Here is a 25,164-nt window from a genome sequence, read left to right on the forward strand (position 1 = left end):
CGACACCTCAGCCGAGAAGATTCACCGGGTTGAACAGATCGGCGACGAGCAGCAGCGCTCCCATCGCGATCAGAAGCACCGCGACGACCACGGTCAGCGGCACGAGCTTCGTCGCATCGACGGGCGCCGGCGGCGGCCTGCGGAAGAGCTTCGCCCATGCGCGCTTGATGCCGTCCCACAGCGCGACGACGATGTGACCGCCGTCGAGCGGGAGCAACGGGATGAGGTTGAAGACGAACAGCGCGATGTTCAGCGAGCCCAGTAGACCGAGCAGGAAGGCGAACCTGTTGAGGATGGGCGCATCGGTCGCGGCGACCTCGCCTGCAAGGCGTCCGACCCCGACGACGCTCAGCGGTCCGTTCGGGTCGCGTTCTCCGCCGGTGACGAGGGAGACGCCGACGTCCCACAGACGCACAGGGAGCGTGACGATCATGGATGCGACCCGAGCGGTGCTGTCCGCGGCCATCTCGGGGCCGGCGGTGAGGGGCTGCTGCACGTAGCCCATCTGCGCCCCCATGCCGACATAGCCGACCTCCTTGACGACAGGCTTTCCCGCGTCGTCGAGGACCGGCTGGCCGCTGGCGTCGGTGATCGTGCGCTCTGCCTCGATCGGCGTGAGATGCAGCGATTTCTCCGCCCCATCACGTCGCACCACCATGTCGAGCGTCTCGCCCGGTGCCGCCTGCACGATCGTGGTGGCCTCGGCGAACGTCGACACCGGCTGTCCGTCGACGGACACGATGACATCTCCCGGCTTGATCCCGGCTTCCGCGGCGGGTGAGGCCGGGTCATCCGGTGTGCACTCGGTCGCCGTCGAGCCCGCGGGCACCACGCATTCGGTCACCGAGGCGATCGTGGTGGTTCCCTGCTGCAGGCCGATCCCCGACAGCAGCACGGTGAAGATCACCGTGGCGAGCACGAGGTTCATGGCGGGACCGCCGAGCATCACGACCACGCGCTTCCACACGGGCAGGCGGTAGAAGACGCGATCTTCCGCGCCCTCCGCGATGGTCTCGTCGTTCGCGCTACGCGCATCCTGGATCAATGAGCGGAAGACGCCGGAGGCCGGACCGGAGCTCTTCGACGCCGGGTACATGCCCGACATCGAGATGAAGCCCCCCAGCGGAAGCAGCTTGAACCCGTACTCCGTCTCGCCGATGCGCCGAGACCACAGCCGCGGGCCGAAGCCGATCATGTACTGACCGACGCGCACGCCGAAGAGCTTCGCGGGGACGAGATGCCCGACCTCATGCAGGCCGATCGACAGCCCGAGGCCGATCAGCATGAACAGGATGCCGGCCAGATAGAGCAGGAATTCCACGTGCCAACGTTAGTGCCCCCAGCTAGGAATCCGCCCGGCGCCGCGGCGCAGCTAGGCTGAGAGCGTGAATGCCCGGCAGCTGCGACTCGTGCGCGCTGCCGCCGTATCCTCGGTGGCGACGTTGCTCGCCGCACTGTCCCACACTCTGGGCGGCGGAGCGGCTCCGCATGCGCTGCTGATCCTCGCGATCGCGACTCTGGTCACACCGCTGTCCGCCGTGCTGGTCGGCGTCAGGCAGTCGCGCGGCCGTGTAGCCCTGGCGGTCTTCCTCGCGCAGGGCGCCTTCCACGTCCTGTTCCAGCTGCTGGGCGCCCCGACGGGTACGACGCCGATCGCCGGCGGCGCACACTCCCACCATCTCGACGTGGCGCTTCTCGGGTCTACGGCACCCGCAGCGGCTCCCGGCGCACTGATGCTGTTCGCGCACGTCGTCGCGGCCGTGCTCACCACGATCCTGGTGTGGCATGCGGAAGCGGTCGTGCGGATCGTCGCCCGCTGGGTCGACGCACTCTTCCGACGCGCATCCGCGCTGGCGCCCGCGATGCATCGCCGACCGCCTCGACTGCGTTCGGTCACCGTCGTCTCCTTCGACGCCGCCGTCTCGGCCGCTGTGCCCAGACGCGGTCCTCCTGCGCTCGCCCGCGACTGATCCGTCGCACCGGAGTCCGCCGACCCCCGACGGGGCGGCATCACCCCTTTCGCGGAGACGCGCCGTCGTGGCGCGCCCGCACTTCGAGCACCAGGAGATCTCTCATGTCCCGCAACACCCGTACCCGTCGTCTCAGCCTCGCCGCCCTCGGCGTCCTCGGCGGAGCCACCCTCGCCCTCGCCGTCCCCGCCATGGCCGGCGCCCACGTGGGCGTCAGCCCCGACGAGCTCGCCGCAGGAGACCACGGCGTGCTCACCTTCTCGTTCTCCCACGGCTGCGAGAACTCCCCCACCACCGCCCTGCGCATCACGATGCCCGAGGGCCTCGCCTCGGTGGCACCGACCATGGACAGCAATTGGAACATCGAGGTCGAACGCGGTGATGACGGCCTCGTCAGCGCCGTGACGTACACCGCCGTCGCGCCGGTGCCCACCGACCTTCGCGGCGCGGTGAGCATGGGAGTCGGCCTGGACGAGAACACGCCCGACACGCTGGCGTTCCCCGTCGTGCAGGAGTGCGTCGAGGGTTCGACCGAGTGGACGCAGCTCGCCGAGAACGGCGAGGACCCGCACAGCCTCGACGCACCCGCCCCGGTCGTCTCCGTCACCGCGGCCGCCGCCGGCGGGCACGGCGAGCACGCCGAGACCGAAGATGCCGACAAGGGCGACGAGGCCACCGCCACGTCCGCGGTCTCCGACCCCCTGGGGGTGGCTCTCGGCGCCGGCGGTCTCGTCGCCGGCTTCGCCGCCCTCGTGGTCGCGATCCTCGCCTACCGACGCCGCGCCTGACGGCCTGCACGGCCCCTCGCGCTGCGCTCTCCGGAGCGCGAGGGGCCGTGCCGCGAGTGGTTCCCACCGCGGTCGTGAGATCATGGATCCGCCATGTCGATTGAACAACAACCGAGCTTGCCTCCCGTGCTCCGCCCCGCGAACCCGCCCCGGCGTGAGCTGTCCGAACTCGCTTCCCGTTTCGCCCGCACCGTTCGCGGTGACGTCGACGGGATCGCCCTCACCGGCATCACCCTCGCGACGGCGGATCTCCGCCCCGGCGAGGCGTTCGTCGCGATCCAGGGCGTCAATCGGCACGGTGCGGACTTCGCCGTCACCGCCGCCGAGAAGGGCGCCGTCGCCGTCATCACGGACGAGGCCGGCGCGGAGATCGCAGAAGCGGCGGGACTCCCGATCCTCGTGGTCGATGACCCTCGCGCTGTGCTCGGCGACCTCAGCGCGTGGGTCTACGGCACCGGGGCAGGCGACCCGCTCCCGCTGCTGTTCGCGACGACCGGAACCAACGGCAAGACCAGCGTCTCCCACCTGCTCGAAGGCATCCTGGATCAGATCGGCGTCGTCACCGGACTCTCCTCCACCGCCGAACGTCATATCGCCGGCGAGGTCATCGTCTCGAGGCTGACCACCCCCGAAGCCTCCGAGATGCACGCACTGCTGGCACTCATGCGCGAACGTGCGGTCGAAGCCGTCGCCGTCGAGGTCAGCGCGCAGGCGCTCTCCCGTCACCGCGTCGACGGCATCCGGTTCGACGTCGCCGGCTTCACCAACCTGAGCCACGACCACCTCGACGACTACGCCGACATGGACGAGTACTTCGAGGCGAAGCTGCCGCTGTTCCGCCCCGATCGTGCTGAGCGCGGCGTCATCTGCCTCGACTCCCCCTCCGGGGCGATCGTCGTCGACCGTGCCGAGATCCCTGTCGTCACGGTGGGCACTCCGTCCATCGCCGCAGACCCCGAGGCCGCCACCGCCGCGGACTGGGTCGTCGTGATCGACGAGGAGCGGGCAGCCGGCACCACGTTCACGATGACCGGCCCCGCCGGTTCCCTCACGACCACGGTCCCGGTGATCGGGCCGCACATGGCCGCCAACGCGGCCCTGGCGATCGTGATGCTGCTCGAAGGCGGCTACGCCTGGGATCGCATCGTCGAGGCGCTCACCCGCGACGGCGGTATCCGCGCCTATCTCCCCGGTCGTACCCAGCTGGTCTCCGGAGCGACCGGCCCCGCCGTGTTCGTCGATTTCGGTCACTCCCCCGACGCATTCGAGAAGACGCTCGCCGCCGTCCGCCGAGTGACCCCGGGCAAGGTGCTGATGCTGTTCGGTGCCGATGGCGACCGCGATGCGAGCAAACGCTTCGACATGGCGCGCACCGCTGTCGAAGGCAGCGACATCCTCGTGGTCACCGACCACCACCCGCGCTTCGAGGACCCTGCCTCCATCCGGGCGACTCTCATCGAAGGCGCCCGCAAGGCACGACCGGATGCCGAGATCCACGAGGCCTCGCCGCCCGAGAACGCGATCGTCACCGCGGTCGGACTCGTGGGCGACGGCGATGCGATCCTCTGGGCAGGCCCCGGGCATCAGGACTACCGGGACATCCGCGGGGTCCGCACGCCCTACTCGGCACGCGAGCTCGCCCGCCGGGCACTGCGCGCCGCCGGCTGGCCGGTGCCCGACTCGCGCTGGCCGGTGCCCTACCCCGACGAGGACTGATCCGAACGCCAGGGCGGTGAAGCGCCCTGGCGGACTCCTCAGACGGCCGCGATCATGCGGTCGGCGGTCGCACGCGCCCAGGATTCGGCCGCGGCAAGAGTTTCGACCGTGAGCGCGTCCGGCGCATCATGCGCGTCGATGACACGGGCGATCGTGTCGACGATGCCGAGGAACGAGAGCCGTCCCTCATGGAACGCGTCGACGGCCTGCTCGTTGGCCGCGTTGTATACGGCGGGGAACGTACCGCCCGCGCGTCCGACGGCTTTCGCCAGCGCCACGGACGGGAAGGCCTCTGCATCGAGCGGCTCGAAGGTCCAGGAGGTGGCGGACGACCAGTCCAGCGGTCGTCCGACACCGCCGACACGGTGCGGCCAGTCCAGACCGAGAGAGATCGGCAGGCGCATGTCGGGCGGCGAGGCCTGAGCGATCGTGGAGCCGTCTATGAACTCGACCATCGAGTGCACGATCGACTGCGGATGCACGACGACGTCGATGTCGTCATACGCGATGTCGAAGAGCAGGTGCGCCTCGATCACCTCGAGTCCCTTGTTCACCAGGGTCGCGGAGTTCGTCGTGACCATGCGCCCCATGTCCCACGTGGGGTGCGCGAGCGCCTCCGCCGGGGTGACCTGGGTCAGTTCCGTGCGGCTGCGTCCGCGGAACGGACCGCCGGATGCCGTCACCACGAGCCGCCGCACCTCTGCGTGGGTGCCGGCGAGCAGCGCCTGCGCGAGCGCGGAGTGCTCGGAGTCCACAGGGACGATCTGACCGGGAGCTGCCGCGGCGAGCACGAGGTCGCCGCCCACGATGAGGGACTCCTTGTTCGCGAGGGCGAGTGTGCGGCCCGCCTTCAGCGCCGCGAGGGTCGAGCCGAGCCCGATCGAGCCGGTGATGGCGTTGAGCACCACGTCGGCTTCGACATCGCGGACGAGCTGCTCGGCCTCGACGGCTCCGAGAGCGGTGGACTCGACCTGGAACTGCGCGGCCTGTGCCTCCAGCATCTCTGCGTTCGAACCGGCGGCGAGACCGACCAGCTCGAATCGACGAGGGTTGGCCCGGATCACATCCAGTGCCTGGGTGCCGATGGAGCCGGTGGAGCCGAGGACGATGACGCGACGCATAACGCCAGCCTAGGTCACGCCCACGGCTCCCCCCGCGGTTACTGCTGCTGCTGGACCGGGGTCGTGGCGAGGATGTCGACAACGAACACGAGGCTCTCCTTCTGGAGCTCGTGTCCCTCGCTCGCGCCGTAACCGTCGGACGGCGGCATCACGACGATGACCTGAGAGCCGACCTGCTGGCCCTCGAGAGCCTTCTGGAAGCCTGCGACGACACCGGTGGTCTGGAACTGCGCCGGGGCGGCGTCACGGCTCCAGCTGGAGTCGAACTCCGTGCCGTCGGACCACTTGACGCCGAGGTACTGCACGACGACGAGATCGCCCGAGGCGACCGTCGCGCCGTCGCCCTGCTTGAGGACGGCGACCTTGGTCTCGGTCGGCGCCTCGCCGTCCGGGATCGTCACGGTCGGGGCGCCCTTGTCGTCGAGCTTGACGGTCGGCATGCCCGGGGTCGGGTCGACCGGCGTTCCCGTCGCTACCTCCGGGAGCTGCTCGACCGCTTCGGCGTAGACGACCTTGGCTGTGCCGCCGTCGCCGAAGACCTTGCCGGGAAGCGCCAGGACCACCTGGGTGCCGAGGGGCTGGCACTCGAGTGCTGCGATGAACAGTGAAGCGTTGTTCTGGTCGAGGAGGACGGAGGCTTCCCCTCCGTCGCTGCGAGCCGAGGAGTCGACGATCTCACCCGTCGCGGCTTCGATGATCTGGAACTTCACGCCCACGAGGTCGTTCGCGACGACCTCGTCGCCGTCGCCCTTGGAGATGATCGTGCGCTCCACGTCGGCGAACGGCGCGTCCGCGGGGACGGTGACCTTCGCGTCGAGGCCTTCGCCGTCGACGACGACCGCGTCGGACGTCGCACCGGGCTGCGCGTTCAGCAGACATCCGCTGGACGCGGTCGGCGAAGGCGTGCCGGAGCTCTCCGGCGCAGCGCCACCGGCACAGCCCGCCAGCAGAAGGGTCGCCGCGGCGACGGTGGACAGAACGATGAGCGGACGCTTGCGCACAGTGAGACCTCGGGATCGCGGGCAGGAAACTCCATCCTGCCTCATACCCCTTTGCTCGCGCTGGGAGGCGCGGCGCAAGTCTTCATTCCCACGCTGGCATGGATCCGGGAGTAATCTGCTCTGATGACCTCTGAGCAGTCCGTCGAGCCCGAATCCTCGTCACCGGAGGAAGCCTCGTCAGAGGAGACGACGAAGCCGCGTCACGCCGGGTTCGCCTACACGCTCGGCCGCAGCCTCATCACCCCTCTCGCTCGACTGGTGTACCGGCCCCGGATCGAAGGGCGCGAGAACGTCCCCCTGAGCGGTCCCGTCATCTTCGCGAGCAATCACCTGTCCTTCATCGACTCGATCGCGATCCCGGTCGCCGCACCCCGTCCGGTGCACTTCCTGGCGAAGTCGACGTACTTCGAGGGCACCGGCTTCAAGGGCTGGATGAGCAAGACGTTCTTCGAGTCGATCGGCGCGATCCCGGTGCGCCGCGGCGCCGGACAGGCCGCCCTGGATGCCCTCGACCTGCAACGCCAGCTCCTCGACGAGGGACTCGCCGTAGCGCTGTACCCGGAGGGCACCCGCTCCACCGACGGCCGGCTGTACAAGGGCCGCACGGGCGTCGCGTTCCTCGCGCTCCAGACCGGCGCACCCGTGGTCCCGGTCGGTCTGATCGGCACCGACAAGGTGATGCCGGTGGGGGCGAAGATGCCCACGCTCAAGGAGCGCATCACGGTGCGCTTCGGCGAACCGCTCGACCTTTCCCCTCACGGTCCGGCGACCAGCGGACGGGCGCGTCGACTCGCCACGGATCAGATCATGGCCGCGATCCACGGGCTCTCCGGCCAGGAGCTCGCGGGCGCGTACAACGAGGCACCTGCGCAGGGCACGATCGAGAAGATCAAGCAGGCTCTGCCGCACGAACGTCGCTGACGCGGCGAGAGCCCGTGGCCAGGTGCGAGCGCGTGGTCAGGCGAGAGCGCTGACCGTCGCCTGGTGACGCACCGGGAAGTTCATCGAATTCGCGATGAAACACCACTCGTTCGCCTGAGCGTGCGCGCGCTCGGCGGCCTCGATCATCGAAGCCTCGGCGACGACGACCTCTGGGCGCAGCAGCACCTCCACGAACGCGCCGCCGCCGGCGCCGTCTTCGCGCATCACTCCGCTCGCGCGGTCACGGTAGGACACCACGACGACGCCGGCAGTGACACACGCGTGCAGGTACGACAGCAGGTGGCACTCGGAGAGGGATGCCAGCAGAAGGTCTTCCGGATTCCATCGTGAGGGGTCACCGCGAAAGGGCTTGTCCGCTGAGGCGAGCAGATCGGGCTTTCCGCCGACCTCGATCGTCACGTCTCGGTGGTAGTCACGGTAGCCGGTGGTTCCGGTGCCGGTATTGCCGGTCCACGTCGCGGTGAGCGCATAGTGGTGTTCGCCGAGAGTGCGCGAGGTCGTCTCTGCCATGGGATCAGTCTGTCAGGCTCCTCCGACACGACGCGAGACGCCGCACACCCCGGGCTAGAGTTGACGGGTGCTGGAGACTCTCACCGTTCAGGATTCCGTGGAACTCGCCGTCGTCGAGAGGAGCGGATTCGTCGAATCCCGCCACGCCGGTGCGGCCGTCGTGCTCTCGCCCGACGGCGACGTCGTCGCCCGTCACGGCAATGCCGATGCGCTGATCCTGCCGCGCTCCAGCCTCAAGCCCCTGCAGGCCATCGCCTGCATCACTGCAGGCGCGGTGCTCGAGGGCGAGCAGCTGGCGATCTCGACGGCGAGCCACATCGGCACCGACCGTCACGCCTCGGTGGTACGCGACATCCTCACCGAGGGTGGTCTCACGGAGGACGCCCTGGGCTGTCCCGCCGCCTGGCCGAGTGACTCGGCGACACGCGATGAGCTCGTTCGTGAACACGGTGTGCCGACGCGGGTGCGCATGAACTGCTCCGGTAAGCATGCCGCGATGCTGCGCGCCTGTGTGGCGACGGGCTGGCCGACCGCAGGCTACCTCGATCCCGCTCATCCTCTGCAGCAGCACATCCGCGACGTCATCGAGCGCCTCACGGGCGAGAAGATCGCGCACACCGCGATCGACGGGTGCGGCGCGCCGGTCCACGCCATGACGCTGACCGGTCTGGCACGCGCGATCCACCGCATCGGCACCGCTTCGGATCGTTCGCCCTTCGCTCTTCACCGGGTGGCCGGCTCCCTCGTCCGCGCGGTGCGCGAGAACCCCTGGACGATCGAGGGCCCCGGCCGCCCTGACACCATCGCGACGGAGACGCTCGGCGTGTTCACCAAGTACGGCGCCGAGGGCGTCATGGTGATGGTCGCCCCCAATGGAACGACCGTGGCGCTGAAGATGCTCGACGGGGCTACTCGCGCCTCGACGATCGTGGCCGCCACGCTTCTCGCCCGCGCGGGAGGGCTGAGCGACGCCGACGTCGCGGCTCTCAGCGGCGCGCTTCCGCTCGCCGTGCTCGGCGGCGGGGCGGACGTCGGTGCCATCCGTCCCGGTGCCGGGATCTGACGCCGCGTCTTCCTCTCGGCCGCGCGCGAGGATGCTCATGCCGGCGACAGCTCGGTGAGGTGGACGCGTCTCGGCGCACGCGCGCCGATCACCGACCACGCCCGGCCTGCATGCGGGCGCGCGTAGGGCGGAAGCTCGCGGGCGCCGACCAGCTGGCGGAGGTCGGCCGGGTGTTCACAGCGGATGAGCACCTCACCGACTGATCTGACGCGTTGCCACACGGGCCAGTTGCGCTGCCATGTCTCCGCATCGGCGACCACGATGCATCGCGGTCCCACACCTTTGGGCTCGGTGCCGACGGCCACCACCTCGCACGCAGGATACGCGTCGCGCATCCGGGCGATCACCTCCTCAGCCCCGGGGCTGACGACGCCCGTGATCGCAGAGGTCGGAGCCCACGCCGCCATCGACGGTGCCGCGGTCCGGTCGACTTCGCTTTCGTCGACCCAGGCCAGCTGCACTTCGTGGTCGCCCATCCTGGCTCGCCCGGGAGCGCGGTCGCGCACGAATCCCGACGACTCTCCCCCGGCCGCCAGATGCTCCATCCGGTTCGGCATGCGCAACAGCACTCGACGCGGCAGCAGATCGAGCACCCGCCCCAGCGCTCCGCTCGCTCTGGTCGCGGTCAGGACGAAGGTCGTCCCCCGCGCTGCACGAAGAACCTGCTCCCAGCGGTGGACGAACTGCTGGCCGTACTCCGGTGGCAGAGCGGCGGTAAGCGCGTCCAGGTCGTCGCCCAGCACGACCGCAGGAGGACGCTCCCTCCCGTCCGCCCATGCGGCGAGCAGATCCCAGGCGTCTTCAGGGTCGCTCGGCAGCCAGACGGCGTCGTGGCGCTGCGCCGCGACCGCCCTCAGCGCCGCGGTGCGGCCGGAGCCGGGCGCACCGAGAAGCGCGAGTCCTCGCTCGCCTGCGCACCGCAGCAGCACCGCTGGCTGCGACTGGCGGCCGGGGTCGTCGGCGCGACCGAGGACGACCGTATCGGGCGACGGCCCGGCTTCGTCGATGACCTCCGAGAGTGGGAGAACGGCAGGAAGAGCGGGGAGCCACGGGCTGGGCGGCACATCTGCTTCCGCCCACCGCATCCCGACGTCCCTCAGATCGGCGGCTGCGGTCAAGGCGACGCGGATCGCGACGGGCTCGTCGTCCGCAGGCCGCCGCACCAGCCCGTGCCCGCGCGCGCTCGCGTCGCCCGCCAGCATCGCGGCCGCGTCCGTGCCGATCATGAGTCGGCTGTCTGCGACGTCTCCGACCCGCAGACTGATGCGAAGGGGGCAGTTCGCGGCCAGTGCGTCTCTGATGACCCCGGACGCACGCTGCGTGCCGATGATGAGATGCATGCCGAGCGCGCGGCCGCGGGCTGCGATGTCGGTGAACACCGCGCCCAGGTCGGGGTGTTCTGACAACAGGGCCGCGAACTCGTCGACCACGATGACCAGCCGCGGCATCGAGACATCACGCACATCACGAACTCCCGCAGCGGCCAGCACCGCCTCTCGCCGCCGCAGCTCCGCCGTGAGGCTGGAGACGCCACGCCTGGCGCCTTCCTCGTCGAGGTCGGTGATGACCGCGACCACCTGCCGCAGCGCGCGCAACGGTTCGAATGCGGTGCCGCCCTTGAAGTCGGCGAGCACGAAGGTCACGCGGTCCGGTCCATTCACCGACGCGATGGCTGTGACCCAGCTGACGAGCAGCTCGCTCTTGCCCGTCCCCGTCATGCCGGTCACGATCGCGTGCGGCCCGTCGCCGACGATGTCGACCGTGATGCTCCCCCGCTCACCGAGACCGATCGTCGCGGCCAATCCGTCTGCGTCCTGAGGCTGTGCGAGCTCCGAAAGCGACACCGCGTCGGGGAGCACATCGACCTCGTCGCCCCGATGCGCGAGCTCTGCACCCACGGCGCCTGCCTGCGCGAACGACAAGCACTCGACAGCGATGGCGATCGAGCCGTTCGGGGTGCGCAACGTCCCCCGTCGCGGTTCGATGATGTCGATGACCGTCGTGATGCCCTCTGGCACGTCTTCTTCGACCGAGGCCAGCCAGATCATCGCATCCGCCTGCGGCCGTCCCTCAGCGGTCGAGCCAACCCCCACCCGGAAGCCGCCTCGATGCCCACGTCGCGTATGCGGGAGACTCTCGAACCCGTAGGCGGAGAGGGCGGCACCGCCCGGATCTGCGCCGACCAGGGACAGTTGTGCGGCGCTGAAGCGCAGACACAGCTGCACGATCAGGGCCCTCGCCGCCGCCTGGGTCAGCGGTCGTGGGCCTCGGAGACAGATGCCTCCACCGATCGGCACTGCGATCGGCGCATCCTCGACCACATTGCATCGTTCGCGGAACTCCCGCCCACGGGCATCATCTCCGCCGCTGCAGCGCACACCACTGGTCGCCCCGCCTGCGCCGACGACGACGGGCGTGATCGCGTCGAGCGGTTGAGCGCCGCGAAGGGGCGGCTGCGCGATGCAGTTCGCCGCGTCGGGGCGCCGCTGCCAGAGCATCTCGCGCTCGTCACTGTGCCGCCGGAGCAGCTCTGCCTCGGCTTCGGCCCACTCCGCTTCGTTCTGCTTCTCACCCTGTCGACGCTCGCGACGCCGGGTGCGTGCGGAGTCCACGAGCGAGGCCCCGATCATCAGGGGCCCCAACGCCGCGAAGCAGAGCGCGAGGAGCGAGCCGGTGACCGTCCACAGCACCACGCCCGCCGCGATCGGCACGAGCGCCGCCAAGAACGGCAGCGGGGCGCGACGCGAGGCGGCCGGAGCCGTCGGAAGTACGATCGGAAGGGAGTCCATCCCCCCAGTGGATCGCATCGCGATCCTGGGATGAGCGCCGTCCACAGCGCGGGACGGTTACTCCGCGGTGTTCTCGATTGGGGAGGACGAGTTGTCTTCTGCGGTCACCTGGACGATGATGAGCGTGACGTTGTCCCGTCCGCCGTTCTCCAGAGCCGCTGCGAGCATCGCATCGGCGGCCGCACCCGGGTCTTCGTGTTCCCGGAGGAAGTGCTGGATGCCGTAGTCGGTGAGCTCTTTGGTGAGACCGTCGGAGCAGATGACGAAGCGGTCACCTGCGCGCACATCGATGGAGACGTAATCGGGGGCCGTGAGCTCACTCGCTCCCACCGCGCGGGTGATCACGTTGCTGTACGGATGCCCTTCGGCCTCTTCCGGGCTGAGCTTACCCGCCGTGATGAGTTCCTGCACGACCGAGTGGTCTGTCGTGATCTGGACGAGTCGATCGTCACGGAGCAGATACACGCGGGAATCGCCGATGTTCAGTGCGATCCAGTGCGATTCGTCACCGTCGGCGTCGGCGTCGAAGTAGACCCCTGTGAGCGTCGTCCCGGTGCCTTCGTCGGTCGTCTCGGGGTGGTCGGCGATGTCACCGACAGCCAGCTCGAGCGCATTCTCGATCGACGGACCATCGACCTTGCCTGAGGAGACCACGGCCTGCAAGCGGGCGACCGTGCTCTGGCTGGCGATCTCGCCACCGGCGTGACCACCCATCCCGTCGGCGACGATGAACAGCGGGTAGTCGGCCAGGAAAGCGTCCTGGTTCGTCTCGCGGCGTCGGCCTTGATCGGTGATCCCGGACCACGACAGCAGCAGCGGGCGCTGCGCAACCGTGATTCGGTGCGTCTTCGTCTCAGCCACGTGCTGCCTCCGATAGGCCTGCGGCGGATCGGACGGTCGCAGGATACTCACAACACATCGTAGTAGAAGTCACGCGCACCTCGATCACACCTGGGCTCCAGCATCCACCGGCAACGGGTAGAACTCGTCGATGACGACCAGATCCTCCGTCGTCGTGCCAGCACGTCCGAAGTCGTCGCAGCCTGGGCTTGTGGAGGACACGGGGAGACCGGAAGCACCCACGCGGCGCTGCGACAAGACCATGTCATCCACGTTAGCGGCCGCTGAGGATCGTCCACCACCCGAGACAGCACAGGGCCCTCGACCGGAGTCGAGGGCCCTGTGTCAGACGATCACGCCGGAGGCTGCGTGGGGTCGGCCGGCGGAGCTGCGGGCGGTGCCGGCGGAGCTGCGGGCGGTGCCGGCGGAGCTGCGGGCGGCGCAGGCGGGGTTGCCGGCGGCGCCGCGGGAGGAGCCGGCGGCGTGGTCGGCGGAACCGGGGGAACCGGTGCGCCGGTCGCCGGAGCTGCGGGACCTGCAGGCGGTGCGTAGCCGGGCTGAGCGGGCGGTGCGTAGCCGGGCTGGGCCGGCGGCGCGTAACCCTGCGCGGGGGGTGCGTAGCCCTGGGGCGCGCCGTAGCCGGCCTGCGGAGCCGCAGCCGATGCCTGAGCCGGGATCCCGTCCCACACCGTGCGGTCGCCGAGCAGGCTGTTCGCTGCCCAGGAAGCGGGCTGGATGCCCGCGTTCCAACGCGACTTGTCGAACGCGTTGATACCGAGCCACACCGGCGGCAGGAAGAAGTACAGAACGACCCAGACGGCGTCCTTCTGCAGCTTCAGGCCGACCCGCCACGCGGCGATCAGGTCGATGACGCGACCGGCGATACCGATGAGCGGGAGGATCAGGAACCATCCCAGGAACGGGATGATCGAGCCGATGATACCGCCACCGATCAGGTACAGAACGAGCCAGGGACTCAGGTCACCGAGCTTGTAGAAGATCATGGTGCTGTAGACGGGCACCCAGGCGCGCCACTTGCCCTGCACTCCCGCCTTCTCGAAGATCTTCATGTAGAACCACGAGTAGAGCGCGTAGATGGCGAGTGGCAGGATCGTGTAGACCAGGATCAACGCGACCAGCGCGCCGCCTGACAGGCCGTCATAGCCGTAGTAGTCGTTCATGGTTCCCTCCAGAAAATTCATGATGCGGCATCATGCGCTGAACACACTAGCGTGTCGCGGGGTTTCCCCGCAGGTCTCTTTCGCCGTCTGGCATGTTCGGGTCGCCGCCGTTCGCGGACGAAGCGTCCCTCCTCGCACGGAAGACGACTCACTCCTCGACGACCAGCTCCAGAATGCCCGGCTGTGCGCCGTCGCGGAAGACGATCCCCCGCTTCTGCGCCCACGCGCGAAGGCCACGGAGCGAGCTGACACGCGGCCGATCCTCGGCGATCGCCCGCACGAGCAGGCCCTTCGACTTCTTGTTGAAGTGGTTGAGGGCTCTTCCGTGTGCGGTCACGACACGGACGTACGCGGAGGAGACGGCACTCGGCACGGGCCCGAGCGCGACGTAGGCCTCGCTGCGCAGGTCGAGGACGAACGACGGGTCGGCCTCGGCGATCGCTGCGGAGGTGGCTTCGGCCCAGTGCCGGCGAAGCGCCGGGAGTCCGGGTAGTGAGGTCCCGGCGGCGAGGCGGTAGGTGGGAAGAGCGTCGAGGGCTCCGACCGGGCCCAGCGGAGCGCTGTGGATCCACACGTGCTCTCCCAGCCACCGTCGGGAGACCGCGGAGAGGGAACGCGCATCGAGCGCATCGAACAGCACGCCCGTGTACCGGTCGATCGCCGGCATGGTTGGCGACGATCGAAGCGCCCTGTTGTGTGCGATGTCCCCCCGCTGCCGCTCGCTCAGCTTGAGCACGCGTCGTGCGGCCTCTTCATCGGCGGCGAGGTCGATCAGCGCCTCGAGGACCGCCGACCGTCGCTCGTTGAGCGACGGAAGCACGAGCGAGTCGAGATCGAGAGGGGAACCGTCGCCACCCTCGTGTTTGGTCTCCGACGGAGGGAGCAGGATCTTCATGAAACCTCTGTGGATACAGACGCGTCCGCCTCGGAACCCGTGCGGGTGCCGAGGCGGACGCGTAAAACAGGTACTGCTAGGCGATGAGAGCCGCGTTGCCGGCAACGATCGTCAGGGTGTCGCCCTCCATGGAGAGGAACCCGTCCTGCGCGTTGGCCAGCACCTTGGTGCCATCCGACTGGGTGATGCGAACCTGGCCCTCGGCGAGGATGGCCAGCACCGGCTCGTGGCCGGTCATGAAGCCGATCTCACCCTCGACGGTCTTGGCGACCACGAGGCTCGCCTCTCCCGTCCAGACCTCCGCATCAGCGGAGACGAGGCTGACGTGCAGCGCCATGGTCAGCCGTTCTCCTTCTGGATCTTCGCCCACTGCTCTTCGACGTCGGAGATGCCACCGACGTTGAAGAAGGCCTGCTCGGCCACGTGGTCGAAGTCACCGCGGGTGATCGCGTCGAACGACTCGATGGTCTCCTTCAGCGGGACGGTCGAACCCTCGACGCCCGTGAACTTCTTGGCCATGTAGGTGTTCTGCGAGAGGAACTGCTGGATGCGACGTGCACGCGACACGACGATCTTGTCTTCCTCGGAGAGCTCGTCGACACCGAGGATGGCGATGATCTCCTGCAGTTCCTTGTTCTTCTGGAGGATCTGCTTGACCGTCGTGGCGACGCGGTAGTGGTCCTCGCCCAAGTAGCGGGGGTCCATGATGCGCGACGTCGAGGTCAGCGGGTCGATGGCCGGGTACAGACCCTTCGAGGCGATCTCACGAGAAAGCTCGGTCGTCGCGTCGAGGTGGGCGAACGTGGTCGCCGGAGCCGGGTCGGTGTAGTCATCGGCGGGCACGTAGATCGCCTGCAGCGAGGTGATCGAGTGGCCGCGCGTCGAGGTGATGCGCTCCTGGAGCACACCCATCTCGTCGGCGAGGTTCGGCTGGTAACCCACGGCGGAGGGCATGCGGCCCAGCAGCGTGGAGACCTCGGAACCGGCCTGCGTGAAGCGGAAGATGTTGTCGATGAAGAGCAGCACGTCCTGCTTCTGCACGTCACGGAAGTACTCCGCCATCGTCAGAGCCGACAGGGCGACGCGCAGACGCGTTCCCGGCGGCTCGTCCATCTGGCCGAAGACGAGGGCCGTCTTGTCGAAGACGCCCGCCTCTTCCATCTCGTGGATGAGGTCGTTGCCCTCACGGGTGCGCTCACCGACACCGGCGAACACCGACACACCACCGTGGTCCTGCGCGACGCGCTGGATCATCTCCTGGATGAGGACGGTCTTGCCGACACCGGCGCCACCGAACAGACCGATCTTTCCACCCAGCACGTACGGGGTGAGGAGGTCGATCGACTTGATGCCGGTCTCGAACATCTGAGTCTTGGACTCGAGCTGGTCGAAGTTCGGCGCCTTGCGGTGGATCGGCCAGCGCTCGGTGACCTCGATGGTCTCGCCGGGCTCGAGGTTGAGCACCTCGCCGATGACGTTGAACACCTTGCCCTTGGTCACGTCGCCGACGGGGACCGAGATGGCCTCACCGGTGTCGCGGACTTCCTGGCCGCGGACGATGCCGTCGGTCGGGTTCAGGGCGATGGCGCGGACGAGGTCGTCGCCGAGGTGCTGAGCGACCTCGAGCGTGATCTCGGTGGACTCTTCGCCCATCGCGATCGTGGTCTTCAGCGCGTTGTAGATGTCGGGGATCGAGTCATGAGGGAACTCGATGTCGACAACCGGACCGTTGACGCGTGCGACGCGCCCGACGACCGCGGTCGCCGGCTGGTCAGCCGGAGCGGTGAGGGTCATTTTCGTCTCTTTCCTGATGGTCTATTTGCTCGAGAGGGCGTCGGCGCCGCCGACGATCTCGGCGATCTGCTGCGTGATCTCCGCCTGGCGCGCGTTGTTGCGCAGACGGGTGTAGTCGGTGATGAGCTTGTCGGCGTTGTCGCTGGCCGACTTCATAGCCTTCTGCGTCGCCGCCTGCTTCGCGGCAGACGACTGCAGGAGAGCGTTGAAGACGCGGCTCTGGATGTACACCGGCAGGATCGCGTCGAGAACGGTCTCGGCATCCGGCTCGAACTCGTACAGCGGGTAAACGGTGTTACCGGCTTCCGACTCATCGGCTTCCGTGATCTCCAGCGGGAGCAGACGCACGGATTCGGGCGACTGCGTCATCATGCTGACGAAACGGTTGTACACGAGGTGGATCTCATCGACGCCGCCATCCTGTCCCCCGCGGGAGAAGGATTCGAGCAGCGTCGCGGAGATCTCCTCCGCGGTGTGGAACGACGGGGTGTCCGTGTCGCCGGTCCACTCCGCAGCGGCGGCGAGGCGTCGGAACTGGAAGTATCCGACGGCCTTGCGACCGATGAGGTAGAAGACCGGCTCCTTGCCCTGCTCGCGCAGGAGCTCTGCGACCTCGAGACCCTCACGGAGGATCTGCGAGTTGAAGGCTCCGGCGAGACCGCGGTCCGAGGAGAAGATCACGACCGCGGAGCGGGTGATGTTCTCGGACTCGCGGGTCAGCGGGTGATCCACGTTCGAGTGCGTCGCGACGGCCGACACGGCCCTCGTCACGGCACGCGCGAAGGGTGTGGACGCTTTGACGCGTGCCATCGCCTTCTGAATGCGCGAAGCCGCGATGAGTTCCATCGCCTTCGTGATCTTCTTGGTCGTCTGAGCAGAAGAGATCTTCTGCTTGTAGACCCTGAGTTGAGCGCCCATATGTCAGTACCTCACGCGGTTACGCGCGACGACCCTTGACGATCTTCTCCTGGTTGACGTCCTCAGCCTCGGCTGCAGCGTGCTCCTCGTGACCCGGGGCGCCGATGGCGTGTCCCTTGCCACCCTGGAACTCCAGGATGAAGGCATCCGTCTGCTTCTCGAGCTCGGCGACCGTGGCGTCATCGAGGACGTTGGTGTCGCGGAGCGTCTCGAGAACCTTGGTGTTGCGACGCAGGTAGTCCAGGAGCTCGCGCTCGAAGCGCAGGACGTCCGAGACCTCGATCGAGTCGAGCTTGCCGTTGGTGCCGGCCCAGATCGAGACGACCTGCTCCTCGACGGGGTACGGCGAGTACTGCGGCTGCTTGAGCAGCTCGGTCAGACGCGCACCACGGGAGAGCTGACGACGCGAAGCCGCGTCGAGGTCGGACGCGAACATCGCGAAAGCCTCGAGGGAGCGGTACTGCGCGAGCTCCAGCTTCAACGTTCCGGAGACCTTCTTGATCGACTTGACCTGAGCGTCACCGCCGACTCGCGAGACCGAGATACCCACGTCGACCGCGGGACGCTGGTTCGCGTTGAAGAGGTCGGACTGCAGGAAGATCTGGCCGTCGGTGATCGAGATCACGTTGGTCGGGATGTAGGCCGAGACGTCGTTCGCCTTGGTCTCGATGATCGGGAGACCCGTCATGGAACCAGCGCCGAGCTCGTCGGACAGCTTCGCGCAACGCTCGAGCAGACGCGAGTGCAGGTAGAAGACGTCACCCGGGTAGGCCTCGCGGCCCGGCGGGCGGCGCAGGAGGAGCGACACGGCGCGGTAGGCCTCAGCCTGCTTCGACAGGTCGTCGAAGATGATGAGGACGTGCTTGCCGCCGTACATCCAGTGCTGGCCGATGGCAGAACCCGTGTAGGGAGCCAGGTACTTGAAGCCGGCGGGGTCGGATGCGGGAGCGGCCACGATCGTGGTGTACTCCAGCGCACCGGCCTCTTCGAGGGCGCCCTTCACCGAAGCGATGGTCGAGCCCTTCTGACCGATCGCGACGTAGATGCAGCGAACCTGCTTGTTGACGTCGCCCGACTCCCAGTTGGCCTTCTGGTTGATGATCGTGTCGATCGCGATGGCCGTCTTACCGGTCTGGCGGTCGCCGATGATCAGCTGACGCTGGCCACGACCGACGGGGATCATCGCGTCGATGGCCTTGATGCCGGTCTGCATCGGCTCGTGCACCGACTTGCGCTGCATGACGCCGGGCGCCTGGAGCTCGAGGGCGCGGACGCTCTCGGTCTCGATCGCGCCGAGTCCGTCGATCGGGTTGCCGAGCGGGTCGACCACGCGGCCGAGGTAGCCATCGCCGACCGGAACCGAGAGGACCTCGCCGGTGCGGGTGACTTCCTGACCGGCCTCGACACCGGTGAACTCGCCGAGGACGACGACACCGATCTCGTGCTCGTTCAGGCTCTGTGCGAGACCCTTGGTGCCGTCGGCGAAGATGACGAGCTCGTTCGCCATGACGCCGGGCAGTCCCTCGACGTGCGCGATGCCGTCGGCCGCGTCGATGACGGTGCCGACCTCGGTCGCCCCGGCCCCGGAGGGCTCGTATGCTGCGGCGAAGTCCTTCAGCGCGTCACGGATGACGTCGGGGCTGATCGATAGTTCTGCCATTGTCTTCCCTTTGTATCTGGGTGCGCGGTTCCCCGCGCGAAGTCGTGTTAGCCCGCGAGCTTCTGGCGAAGGTCGGCGAGTCGTGCGGAGATGCTGCCGTCGATGACGTCATCGGCGATCTGCACGCGCAGGCCTCCGACGACGGCAGGGTCGATGACGACGTTGAGCGATACCTGACCGTCGTAGCGACGCGAGAGCGAGTCGCTGAGACGGGCGCGCTGTGCGTCTGTGAGGGCGGCCGCAGTGTGCACCGTGGCGACCACTCGACCGCGCTGGCTCGAGACGACGCTCATCGCCCGGTTCAGCAGCCGTCGGACTCGACGCCCGCGCGGCTCGCGCACGAGCGACGTGATGATCAGCGTCGTCGCGGAGCCGGTGGAGCCTTCGGCCAGGAGACGCTCAACGAGCGCACTCTTGGCGTCTTCTCCGCCGACGCGGCTACCCAGAGCGAGTTCGAGCTCGGGGTTGGCCGCGATCACCCGGGAGAAGCCGAAGAGCTCCCCCTCGATGTCCGTTCCGGGCTCGGCGATCGCTGCCGCGCGGATCGCGAGCTCCTCGATACCGTCGACGAGCTCGCCCGCGTTGGACCAGCGTTCTGCGACGACGGTCTTCAGGACGCCCTGGGCACCTGCGGAGAACCCGCCGAACACCGCGGCGACGACATTCTGTCGTGCCGCGGCGGGAGCGGAAGGATCAGCAAGCGCGCCGCTCAGCTGGGACGATGCACTCACGGCATGCGCGGCAGCGAACAGCTCCCGTGCGGTGTCGAGAGTGACGTCCTTCGCTGCGGCAAGCGTCTTGATGGATGCCGCGAGTGCCTGAGTGGTCGCGCTGCCCATTACTGAGCCGCCTTCTCGGATGCCTCGAGCTCGGCGAGGAAGCGATCGACGACAGCCGTCGCACGCGCGTCGTCGGAGAGCGTCTCGCCGACCACGCCACCGGCGAGGTCGATCGCGAGGGTTCCGACCTCGCTACGCAGCGAGACGAGAGCGGTCTGACGCTCCGCTTCGATCTGCGTGTGCGCGGTGGCGGTGATGCGTGCGGCCTCGGTGGTCGCAGACTCCTTCGCCTCGGCGACGATCTTCTTGCCGTCCTCACGGGCGGCTTCGCGGATCTCACCGGCCTCGGTGCGCGCCTCAGCGAGCTGACGCGTGTACTCCTCGAGTGCCGCCTCCGCCTGCTTCTGCGCCTCGTCGGCCTTGGCGATGTTGCCCTCGATGGCGGCGGACCGCTCGTCGAGCATCTTCGTCAGACGGGGAAGGGCGACCTTCCAGACGACGACGAGGATGACGATGAACCAGAGGCCCGACCAGATGATGTCGTACCACGCAGGGATGAGGGGGTTGTTCGGCTCACCCTCTGCTGCGAGGTTCGTGACAAGAGCGTTCAGCATCCTGTCTCCTTCAGAAGTCGGTGAGGATTACGGGAAGGGGATGAATGCGACGGCGATGCCGACGAACGCAAGTGCCTCGGTGAAGGCGATACCGATCCACATGAGGACCTGGAGACGACCGGCCAGCTCGGGCTGACGAGCGACACCCTCGATGGTCTTGCCGACGACGATGCCGACGCCGATGGCCGGGCCGATGGCTGCGAGGCCGTAGCCGACCGCTCCGAGGTGACCGTTGATTTCAGCGAGAACCGTAGTAGCGTCCACGGGTTTTTCCTTTCGTTGGGTGGGAAGGCTGATGCCTGCCCGCTCAGTGCTCTTCTGCGACCGCGAGCTGGATGTAGACCGCGGTGAGGACGGTGAAGACGTATGCCTGGAGGACGGCGACCAGCATCTCGAAGAGAGTGAAGGCGCCACCGAAGGCGAGGGTTCCGACACCGAGTGCGGCCCAGCCGCCACCTGCGGTGAAGAAGAAGAACTGGGTCGCGGAGAACGCGAGGACCAGGATCATGTGCCCCACGACGAGGTTCATGAGAAGACGCAGCGTCAGCGTGACGGGGCGCAGGATGAACGTCGAGATGAGCTCGATGATCGCGACGATCGGCATCGCGGCGACCGGCACACCCTGCGGGAACAGGGAGTTCTTGAAGAACTTGAAGCCGTGTCGCTTGATACCGGCGTAGATGAAGGTCACGTAGCTGACGACGGCCAGCGTGAGCGGCACCGCGACGATCGCCGTTCCCGGCATGTTCAGGAACGGGATGATGCCCGTGATGTTCATGAACAGGACCATGAAGAAGATCGTGGTCAGGATCGGCAGGAAGCGGTCACCGTCCTTGCGACCGAGCATGTCGTGGGCGACGTTGGTCCGGACGAAGCCGAGCCCCATCTCCACGAGGCTCTGGAAGCGGCCGGGGACGACCTTCATACGGCGAGTGCCGAGCCAGAGGATCAGAACCACGGCGATCACCGCGAGCAACTGGACCAGGTGGATCCGGTTGACGGGGATGGGGCCTACGTGGAAGAGGATCTCCGGAAAGAAATCGTCGATCGAAGGGCCGTGGAACTCGCCGTCGGAGGCGAGTCGGGGGGTCAGGGTCGCAGCAAGATTAAACAGCGCGGGCTCCAGCTTCGGGGCACCGGTCTAAACCGGGGCGACGATGGTCGGTGTGCTACACAGCGCAAGCGCTCGCGGGCGAGCGGCGGGCACGTATCAACAGTATCAGAATCTGAGGGTCTCCTAAGACCGCTGGCCACCCTCGACGGGTCCGTCTCCGATGTGATTCGCCGAGCCGGGCGCACGGTCTTCGGGAACCTCCGTCGGCAGGTTCGTGTCGCTGACGTTGGGCAGCCGCATGCTCGTGAGGACGATGACGTCGATCGCGAGCGACATCAGCACGCCGGCCACGATCGACAGGAAGAACACCATCGGCTGCAGCCACGGCTGACCGGCGAGCATGATCATCGCGACGACGAAGAGCCCGAGCTTGAGCAGCCAGCCGCCCAGGACGATGGCGAAGAACAACTGCACGTAGATCGGGTCGCCGTACCAGCGGTTCGCGATCAGGATGCTGATGCCGGTGATCGCCAGGAAGACGGCGGCCAGGAGCACGCCGAGCAGACCGCTGACGAGCCCCTCCCCCTGAGCGACGAGGTAGCCGATGCCCCCGGCGATGATCGCGAGCACGACGGTGGCGACCGCCGACCAGATGAGGGTGCGACGCAGGATCGGCGTGCTGGAAACAGGACTCGGGCTCATCAGGACTCCACGGGTGTCGGATCGGGTTCGGCGCCCGCTGCGCTCTTCCTGCGGCGGGTGGGACTCAGCGTGACGACGAGGCAGGCGGCGATGCCCACGATGCCGAAGCCGACACCCGGCAGGTACTGGCCGGGCCAGTCCTCTCGGGCACCGACGTACATGAGCAGGACGGCGAGGGAGACCACGGCCGTCCAGGCGTAGAAGATGAGCACGGCGTCACGGTCGCGGTGACCCAGATCGAGCATGCGGTGATGCAGGTGCTTCCGGTCGGGCGAGAACGGCGATCGTCCCGCGCTCATGCGTCGGAGCACGGCGAGTCCGAAGTCCAGCAGCGGCAGCAGGACCACCAGCAGCGGGAGCAGGATCGGCAGGAAGGCTCCGACCAGCTGGGAACGCCCGAGCCGCTCGGGGTCGAGGGCGGACGGATCCATCTGCCCGGTGATCGCGATCGCCGATGTGGCCATCAGGAGGCCGATCACCAGTGCACCGGAGTCGCCCATGAAGATCTTCGCGGGGCTCCAGTTCAGCGGCAGGAAGCCGAGGCAGGCTCCGATGAGGACGGCGGCGATGAAGGTCGAGAGGTTGAAGTAGCTGGAGGCGCCGGAGTCGCGCGTGAAGATGTAGGAGTAGGCGAAGAACACGCCGTTCGAGATGAGACACACACCGGCGACGAGCCCGTCGAGTCCGTCGATGAAGTTCACCGCATTCATCACGATGACGATCGCGAACATCGTGATCGTGATGCTCAGCCAGCTCGACACCACGATGAGGTCACCGAACGGCAGAGACAGGATCTGCAGTCCCCCACCGACCGTGATGACGCCGGCAGCGAGGAACTGCGCGCCGAGCTTGATCATCCAGTCGATGTCCCAGAGGTCGTCGACGACCCCGATGATCGCGATCAGCAGGGACGCGCCGAGGATCGACCACATGGTCTGCGGCGGCACCCAGATGCTCTGGAAGAACGGGTTCACCGCGGAGAAGCCGAACGCCGCGGCGATGGCGAGGAAGATCGCGACGCCGCCCAGTCGTGGCTTGGGGGTGGTGTGCACGTCCCGGTCGCGGATGGCGGGGTACAGCTTGAACCGGAGGCTCAGCTTCCACACCGCCCAGGTCAGCGCGAACGTGATCGCGGCGGTGAGGATGATCGTGAAGAGGTACTGCTTCACGAATCCCTGTCCTGCTCCTGCGCGTGCTCAGGGTCATGCTCGTGTCCGGCGTGATCCTCGGGCTCGAGGAGGTCGCCGAGGACTTCCTGGAGCTGCTCCCTGGTCACGGCGCCGTCACGGAGGATGCGTACGGTCCCGGGTTCGGAATCCGCGCCGCGGCGCACCAGCGAGGTGGCATCCACGATGGTGGACGCGATGCCGTCCTTGCTCAGGCCGTCTGCGAGATAGACCGCGACGCTGTCACCCAGCATCTTCTCGGCGTCGTACGCCGAGATGGCCGCGGCTTCGCCCGTGAGGTTCGCGCTGGAGACGGCCAGCGGGCCGGTCTCCGCGAGCAGTTCGAGGGCGACCCGGCCCTCCGGCATGCGCACCGCGACCGTGCCGAGAGTCTCTCCCAGGTCCCACACCAGCGACGGCTGCGCGGGCAGCACGATCGTCAGTCCGCCGGGCCAGAATGCCTCGACGAGGCGCTCGACCGGCTCCGGAACGGACTCGGCCAAGGCGGCGAGCGTCTCTTTCGTGCCGATCAGCACGGGCGGCGGCTGATCCCGCCCGCGCCCCTTCGCATCGAGGAGGCGCTGGACGGCGGCCGGGGAGAAGGCATCGGCGGCGACGCCGTACACCGTGTCTGTGGGGATGACGATGAGGTCGCCACGGCCGATCGCCTGGCGCGCGTGGCGCATGCCGGCGAGGAGCTGCGACTCGTCGCTGCAGTCGAAGATGGTTGACATGACGGTTCGATTCTATGCGGCGCGGCCAGTGAGCACGCTCGGAGGTTGCTGATCAGGGTCGGAGCGCGGTGGTGGTGCGATCCCGGAGCGTCAGGTCCCGGTGCGTCGCCGGTGCGCGCCATCCGTCGACCGTGAGGAGGTCCCTGATCGACTCGCCCTGCAGTTCGCCGTGTTCGATGACGAGGAGACCGCCGGGGCGCAGCAGCCGCAGGGCCCGTGAGCTGAGCACACGCACGATGTCGAGACCGTCCTCTCCCCCGTACAGCGCCATGGCCGGGTCGAACAGCCGCACCTCCGGATCGCGGGGAATGGCGGCATCGGGCACATACGGCGGATTCGAGATGACCACGGAGGCCGTGCCGTCGAGCTCCGGGAAGGCTTCCCCCAGGTCGGACAGCACCAGCGTGAGGTTGTCGACTCCCGCGACGTTGCGGCTCGCCCAGGCATGCGCGTCCTCGGAGAGCTCGGCGGCGAAGATGCGCGCGTGCGGCACCTCGGTGGCCATCGCGAGGGCGATCGCCCCGCTGCCGGTGCCGAGGTCGATGCCGACCGGTGCGGACTCCGGGGAGCTCAGCAGGGCGTCGATCGCGTACTGCACGACGGTCTCCGTCTCCGGACGGGGTACGAAGACGCCGGGGCCGACGGCGAGCTCGAGGTGACGGAACGGCGCGGTTCCGGTGATGTGCTGCAGCGGCTCCCTGGCTGCACGACGCGTCACGGCCTCATCGAGCGCCGACACCGCTGCGTCATCGATGCCGTCGCCACGGACGATCGCCGCCTGCACCTCGCCGCGTCGTCGTCCGAGGATGTGGCCGGCGAGAAGCTCTGCGTCGACGAGAGGGTCGGGCACTCCGACATCGGCCAGACGCTGGGCCGCCGTGCGGACGACCGCAGCGAGAGAGGTGTCAGACATGCCTTCCAGCGTAG

At 68.1% G+C, this 25,164-nt stretch carries 25 protein-coding genes; 5 read left to right on the top strand and 20 right to left on the bottom strand.

Features of this window, described 5'->3' with window-relative positions; all coding sequences use genetic code 11:
* Positions 1-7 precede the first annotated feature (7 nt).
* Positions 8-1,321 carry a M50 family metallopeptidase gene (locus ASD13_RS10210; protein WP_157535613.1) on the bottom strand — a complete coding sequence of 438 codons (1,314 nt, stop codon included), beginning with the start codon at positions 1,319-1,321 and terminating at the stop codon, positions 8-10.
* A 64-nt stretch (positions 1,322-1,385) separates the two neighbouring features.
* Here ASD13_RS10210 and ASD13_RS10215 point away from each other — a divergent pair, with 64 nt between their 5' ends.
* The 3 genes from ASD13_RS10215 (at position 1,386) to ASD13_RS10225 (ending at position 4,474) form a co-directional block, all read left to right on the top strand.
* Positions 1,386-1,970, top strand: a complete 585-nt coding sequence (locus ASD13_RS10215; protein WP_055868839.1) for a hypothetical protein — start codon at positions 1,386-1,388, stop codon at positions 1,968-1,970.
* A 104-nt stretch (positions 1,971-2,074) separates the two neighbouring features.
* A complete protein-coding gene (locus tag ASD13_RS10220) occupies positions 2,075-2,758 on the top strand; it encodes a YcnI family copper-binding membrane protein (protein WP_055868842.1) in 684 nt (227 codons plus the stop codon).
* Positions 2,759-2,851: 93 nt separating this feature from the next.
* On the top strand, positions 2,852-4,474 hold the full coding sequence (locus ASD13_RS10225) for a Mur ligase family protein (protein WP_055868844.1): 1,623 nt from the start codon (positions 2,852-2,854) through the stop codon (positions 4,472-4,474).
* A gap of 38 nt (positions 4,475-4,512) precedes the next feature.
* Here the strand turns inward: ASD13_RS10225 and dxr are convergent, their stop codons facing one another.
* Together dxr and ASD13_RS10235 are read right to left on the bottom strand one after the other, a co-directional pair.
* Positions 4,513-5,595: a 1-deoxy-D-xylulose-5-phosphate reductoisomerase gene (dxr, locus tag ASD13_RS10230; RefSeq protein ID WP_055868846.1), complete on the bottom strand. Its 1,083-nt coding sequence runs from the start codon at positions 5,593-5,595 to the stop codon at positions 4,513-4,515.
* Between the two features lie 38 nt (positions 5,596-5,633).
* Positions 5,634-6,596: an FKBP-type peptidyl-prolyl cis-trans isomerase gene (locus ASD13_RS10235; protein ID WP_055868848.1), complete on the bottom strand. Its 963-nt coding sequence runs from the start codon at positions 6,594-6,596 to the stop codon at positions 5,634-5,636.
* A gap of 123 nt (positions 6,597-6,719) precedes the next feature.
* Between ASD13_RS10235 and ASD13_RS10240 the strand changes: the two genes are divergently transcribed.
* The gene (locus ASD13_RS10240) at positions 6,720-7,517 is read left to right on the top strand and encodes a lysophospholipid acyltransferase family protein (RefSeq protein WP_017830981.1); all 798 of its coding nucleotides are present in this window, start codon (positions 6,720-6,722) and stop codon (positions 7,515-7,517) included.
* Between the two features lie 36 nt (positions 7,518-7,553).
* On the opposite strand, the gene ASD13_RS10245 is transcribed toward ASD13_RS10240, so the two are convergent.
* Positions 7,554-8,048: an OsmC family protein gene (locus tag ASD13_RS10245; protein WP_055868850.1), complete on the bottom strand. Its 495-nt coding sequence runs from the start codon at positions 8,046-8,048 to the stop codon at positions 7,554-7,556.
* Between the two features lie 67 nt (positions 8,049-8,115).
* On the opposite strand from ASD13_RS10245, the gene ASD13_RS10250 reads away from it, so the two are divergent.
* Positions 8,116-9,111: an asparaginase gene (locus tag ASD13_RS10250; RefSeq protein WP_055868852.1), complete on the top strand. Its 996-nt coding sequence runs from the start codon at positions 8,116-8,118 to the stop codon at positions 9,109-9,111.
* A 35-nt stretch (positions 9,112-9,146) separates the two neighbouring features.
* Here the strand turns inward: ASD13_RS10250 and ASD13_RS10255 are convergent, their stop codons facing one another.
* The 16 genes from ASD13_RS10255 to prmC form a co-directional block, all read right to left on the bottom strand.
* Complete coding sequence (locus ASD13_RS10255) at positions 9,147-11,900, bottom strand: FtsK/SpoIIIE domain-containing protein (protein ID WP_055868998.1); 2,754 nt, start codon at positions 11,898-11,900, stop codon at positions 9,147-9,149.
* 57 nt (positions 11,901-11,957) lie between these two features.
* Positions 11,958-12,761, bottom strand: a complete 804-nt coding sequence (locus tag ASD13_RS10260; RefSeq protein ID WP_055868999.1) for a PP2C family protein-serine/threonine phosphatase — start codon at positions 12,759-12,761, stop codon at positions 11,958-11,960.
* A gap of 332 nt (positions 12,762-13,093) precedes the next feature.
* Complete coding sequence (locus tag ASD13_RS10265) at positions 13,094-13,942, bottom strand: DUF5684 domain-containing protein (RefSeq protein WP_200935135.1); 849 nt, start codon at positions 13,940-13,942, stop codon at positions 13,094-13,096.
* Between the two features lie 127 nt (positions 13,943-14,069).
* Positions 14,070-14,816 carry a YaaA family protein gene (locus tag ASD13_RS10270; RefSeq protein ID WP_055869000.1) on the bottom strand — a complete coding sequence of 249 codons (747 nt, stop codon included), beginning with the start codon at positions 14,814-14,816 and terminating at the stop codon, positions 14,070-14,072.
* Positions 14,817-14,892: 76 nt separating this feature from the next.
* Entirely contained in the window at positions 14,893-15,153 is a 261-nt protein-coding gene (locus ASD13_RS10275) for a F0F1 ATP synthase subunit epsilon (RefSeq protein ID WP_017830988.1), read from the bottom strand.
* 2 nt (positions 15,154-15,155) lie between these two features.
* The gene (atpD, locus tag ASD13_RS10280; protein ID WP_017830989.1) at positions 15,156-16,610 is read right to left on the bottom strand and encodes a F0F1 ATP synthase subunit beta; all 1,455 of its coding nucleotides are present in this window, start codon (positions 16,608-16,610) and stop codon (positions 15,156-15,158) included.
* 21 nt (positions 16,611-16,631) lie between these two features.
* Complete coding sequence (locus ASD13_RS10285; RefSeq protein WP_017830990.1) at positions 16,632-17,528, bottom strand: F0F1 ATP synthase subunit gamma; 897 nt, start codon at positions 17,526-17,528, stop codon at positions 16,632-16,634.
* Between the two features lie 19 nt (positions 17,529-17,547).
* The gene (gene atpA / locus ASD13_RS10290; protein WP_017830991.1) at positions 17,548-19,188 is read right to left on the bottom strand and encodes a F0F1 ATP synthase subunit alpha; all 1,641 of its coding nucleotides are present in this window, start codon (positions 19,186-19,188) and stop codon (positions 17,548-17,550) included.
* 47 nt (positions 19,189-19,235) lie between these two features.
* On the bottom strand, positions 19,236-20,027 hold the full coding sequence (locus ASD13_RS10295; RefSeq protein ID WP_055869001.1) for a F0F1 ATP synthase subunit delta: 792 nt from the start codon (positions 20,025-20,027) through the stop codon (positions 19,236-19,238).
* Positions 20,027-20,581, bottom strand: a complete 555-nt coding sequence (locus tag ASD13_RS10300) for a F0F1 ATP synthase subunit B (protein WP_017830993.1) — start codon at positions 20,579-20,581, stop codon at positions 20,027-20,029. Before ASD13_RS10300 ends, ASD13_RS10295 begins: the two co-directional genes overlap by 1 nt.
* 27 nt (positions 20,582-20,608) lie before the next feature.
* Positions 20,609-20,845 (bottom strand): ATP synthase F0 subunit C, encoded by a 237-nt coding sequence (gene atpE / locus ASD13_RS10305; protein WP_017830994.1) that lies wholly within the window; start codon positions 20,843-20,845, stop codon positions 20,609-20,611.
* A gap of 43 nt (positions 20,846-20,888) precedes the next feature.
* Entirely contained in the window at positions 20,889-21,557 is a 669-nt protein-coding gene (atpB, locus tag ASD13_RS10310) for a F0F1 ATP synthase subunit A (protein ID WP_017830995.1), read from the bottom strand.
* A 261-nt stretch (positions 21,558-21,818) separates the two neighbouring features.
* Positions 21,819-22,337: a hypothetical protein gene (locus ASD13_RS10315; RefSeq protein WP_017830996.1), complete on the bottom strand. Its 519-nt coding sequence runs from the start codon at positions 22,335-22,337 to the stop codon at positions 21,819-21,821.
* Positions 22,337-23,506, bottom strand: a complete 1,170-nt coding sequence (locus ASD13_RS10320) for an MraY family glycosyltransferase (protein WP_017830997.1) — start codon at positions 23,504-23,506, stop codon at positions 22,337-22,339. The genes ASD13_RS10315 and ASD13_RS10320 overlap by 1 nt, the downstream gene beginning before the upstream one ends.
* Complete coding sequence (locus ASD13_RS10325; RefSeq protein WP_055869002.1) at positions 23,503-24,237, bottom strand: L-threonylcarbamoyladenylate synthase; 735 nt, start codon at positions 24,235-24,237, stop codon at positions 23,503-23,505. The genes ASD13_RS10320 and ASD13_RS10325 overlap by 4 nt, the downstream gene beginning before the upstream one ends.
* Positions 24,238-24,289: 52 nt before the next feature.
* Positions 24,290-25,150, bottom strand: coding sequence for a peptide chain release factor N(5)-glutamine methyltransferase (gene prmC / locus ASD13_RS10330; RefSeq protein WP_055869003.1), 861 nt, complete (start codon positions 25,148-25,150; stop codon positions 24,290-24,292).
* Between the last annotated feature and the right edge of the window lie 14 nt (positions 25,151-25,164).

It is taken from the genome of Microbacterium sp. Root1433D1 (assembly GCF_001426835.1).
In the GTDB taxonomy this organism is placed as follows: Bacteria; Actinomycetota; Actinomycetes; order Actinomycetales; family Microbacteriaceae; genus Microbacterium; species Microbacterium maritypicum.

Coding starts and splice junctions, on each gene's coding strand:
- ASD13_RS10220 (WP_055868842.1), top strand. CDS start 2,075: ATGTCCCGCAACACCCGTACCCGTCGTCTCAGCCTCGCCGCCCTCGGC.
- ASD13_RS10225 (WP_055868844.1), top strand. CDS start 2,852: ATGTCGATTGAACAACAACCGAGCTTGCCTCCCGTGCTCCGCCCCGCG.
- dxr (WP_055868846.1), bottom strand. CDS start 5,595: ATGCGTCGCGTCATCGTCCTCGGCTCCACCGGCTCCATCGGCACCCAG.
- ASD13_RS10240 (WP_017830981.1), top strand. CDS start 6,720: ATGACCTCTGAGCAGTCCGTCGAGCCCGAATCCTCGTCACCGGAGGAA.
- ASD13_RS10245 (WP_055868850.1), bottom strand. CDS start 8,048: ATGGCAGAGACGACCTCGCGCACTCTCGGCGAACACCACTATGCGCTC.
- ASD13_RS10255 (WP_055868998.1), bottom strand. CDS start 11,900: ATGGACTCCCTTCCGATCGTACTTCCGACGGCTCCGGCCGCCTCGCGT.
- ASD13_RS10265 (WP_200935135.1), bottom strand. CDS start 13,942: ATGAATTTTCTGGAGGGAACCATGAACGACTACTACGGCTATGACGGC.
- ASD13_RS10270 (WP_055869000.1), bottom strand. CDS start 14,816: ATGAAGATCCTGCTCCCTCCGTCGGAGACCAAACACGAGGGTGGCGAC.
- ASD13_RS10275 (WP_017830988.1), bottom strand. CDS start 15,153: ATGGCGCTGCACGTCAGCCTCGTCTCCGCTGATGCGGAGGTCTGGACG.
- atpD (WP_017830989.1), bottom strand. CDS start 16,610: ATGACCCTCACCGCTCCGGCTGACCAGCCGGCGACCGCGGTCGTCGGG.
- ASD13_RS10285 (WP_017830990.1), bottom strand. CDS start 17,528: ATGGGCGCTCAACTCAGGGTCTACAAGCAGAAGATCTCTTCTGCTCAG.
- atpA (WP_017830991.1), bottom strand. CDS start 19,188: ATGGCAGAACTATCGATCAGCCCCGACGTCATCCGTGACGCGCTGAAG.
- ASD13_RS10295 (WP_055869001.1), bottom strand. CDS start 20,027: ATGGGCAGCGCGACCACTCAGGCACTCGCGGCATCCATCAAGACGCTT.
- ASD13_RS10300 (WP_017830993.1), bottom strand. CDS start 20,581: ATGCTGAACGCTCTTGTCACGAACCTCGCAGCAGAGGGTGAGCCGAAC.
- ASD13_RS10315 (WP_017830996.1), bottom strand. CDS start 22,337: ATGAGCCCGAGTCCTGTTTCCAGCACGCCGATCCTGCGTCGCACCCTC.
- ASD13_RS10325 (WP_055869002.1), bottom strand. CDS start 24,237: ATGTCAACCATCTTCGACTGCAGCGACGAGTCGCAGCTCCTCGCCGGC.
- prmC (WP_055869003.1), bottom strand. CDS start 25,150: ATGTCTGACACCTCTCTCGCTGCGGTCGTCCGCACGGCGGCCCAGCGT.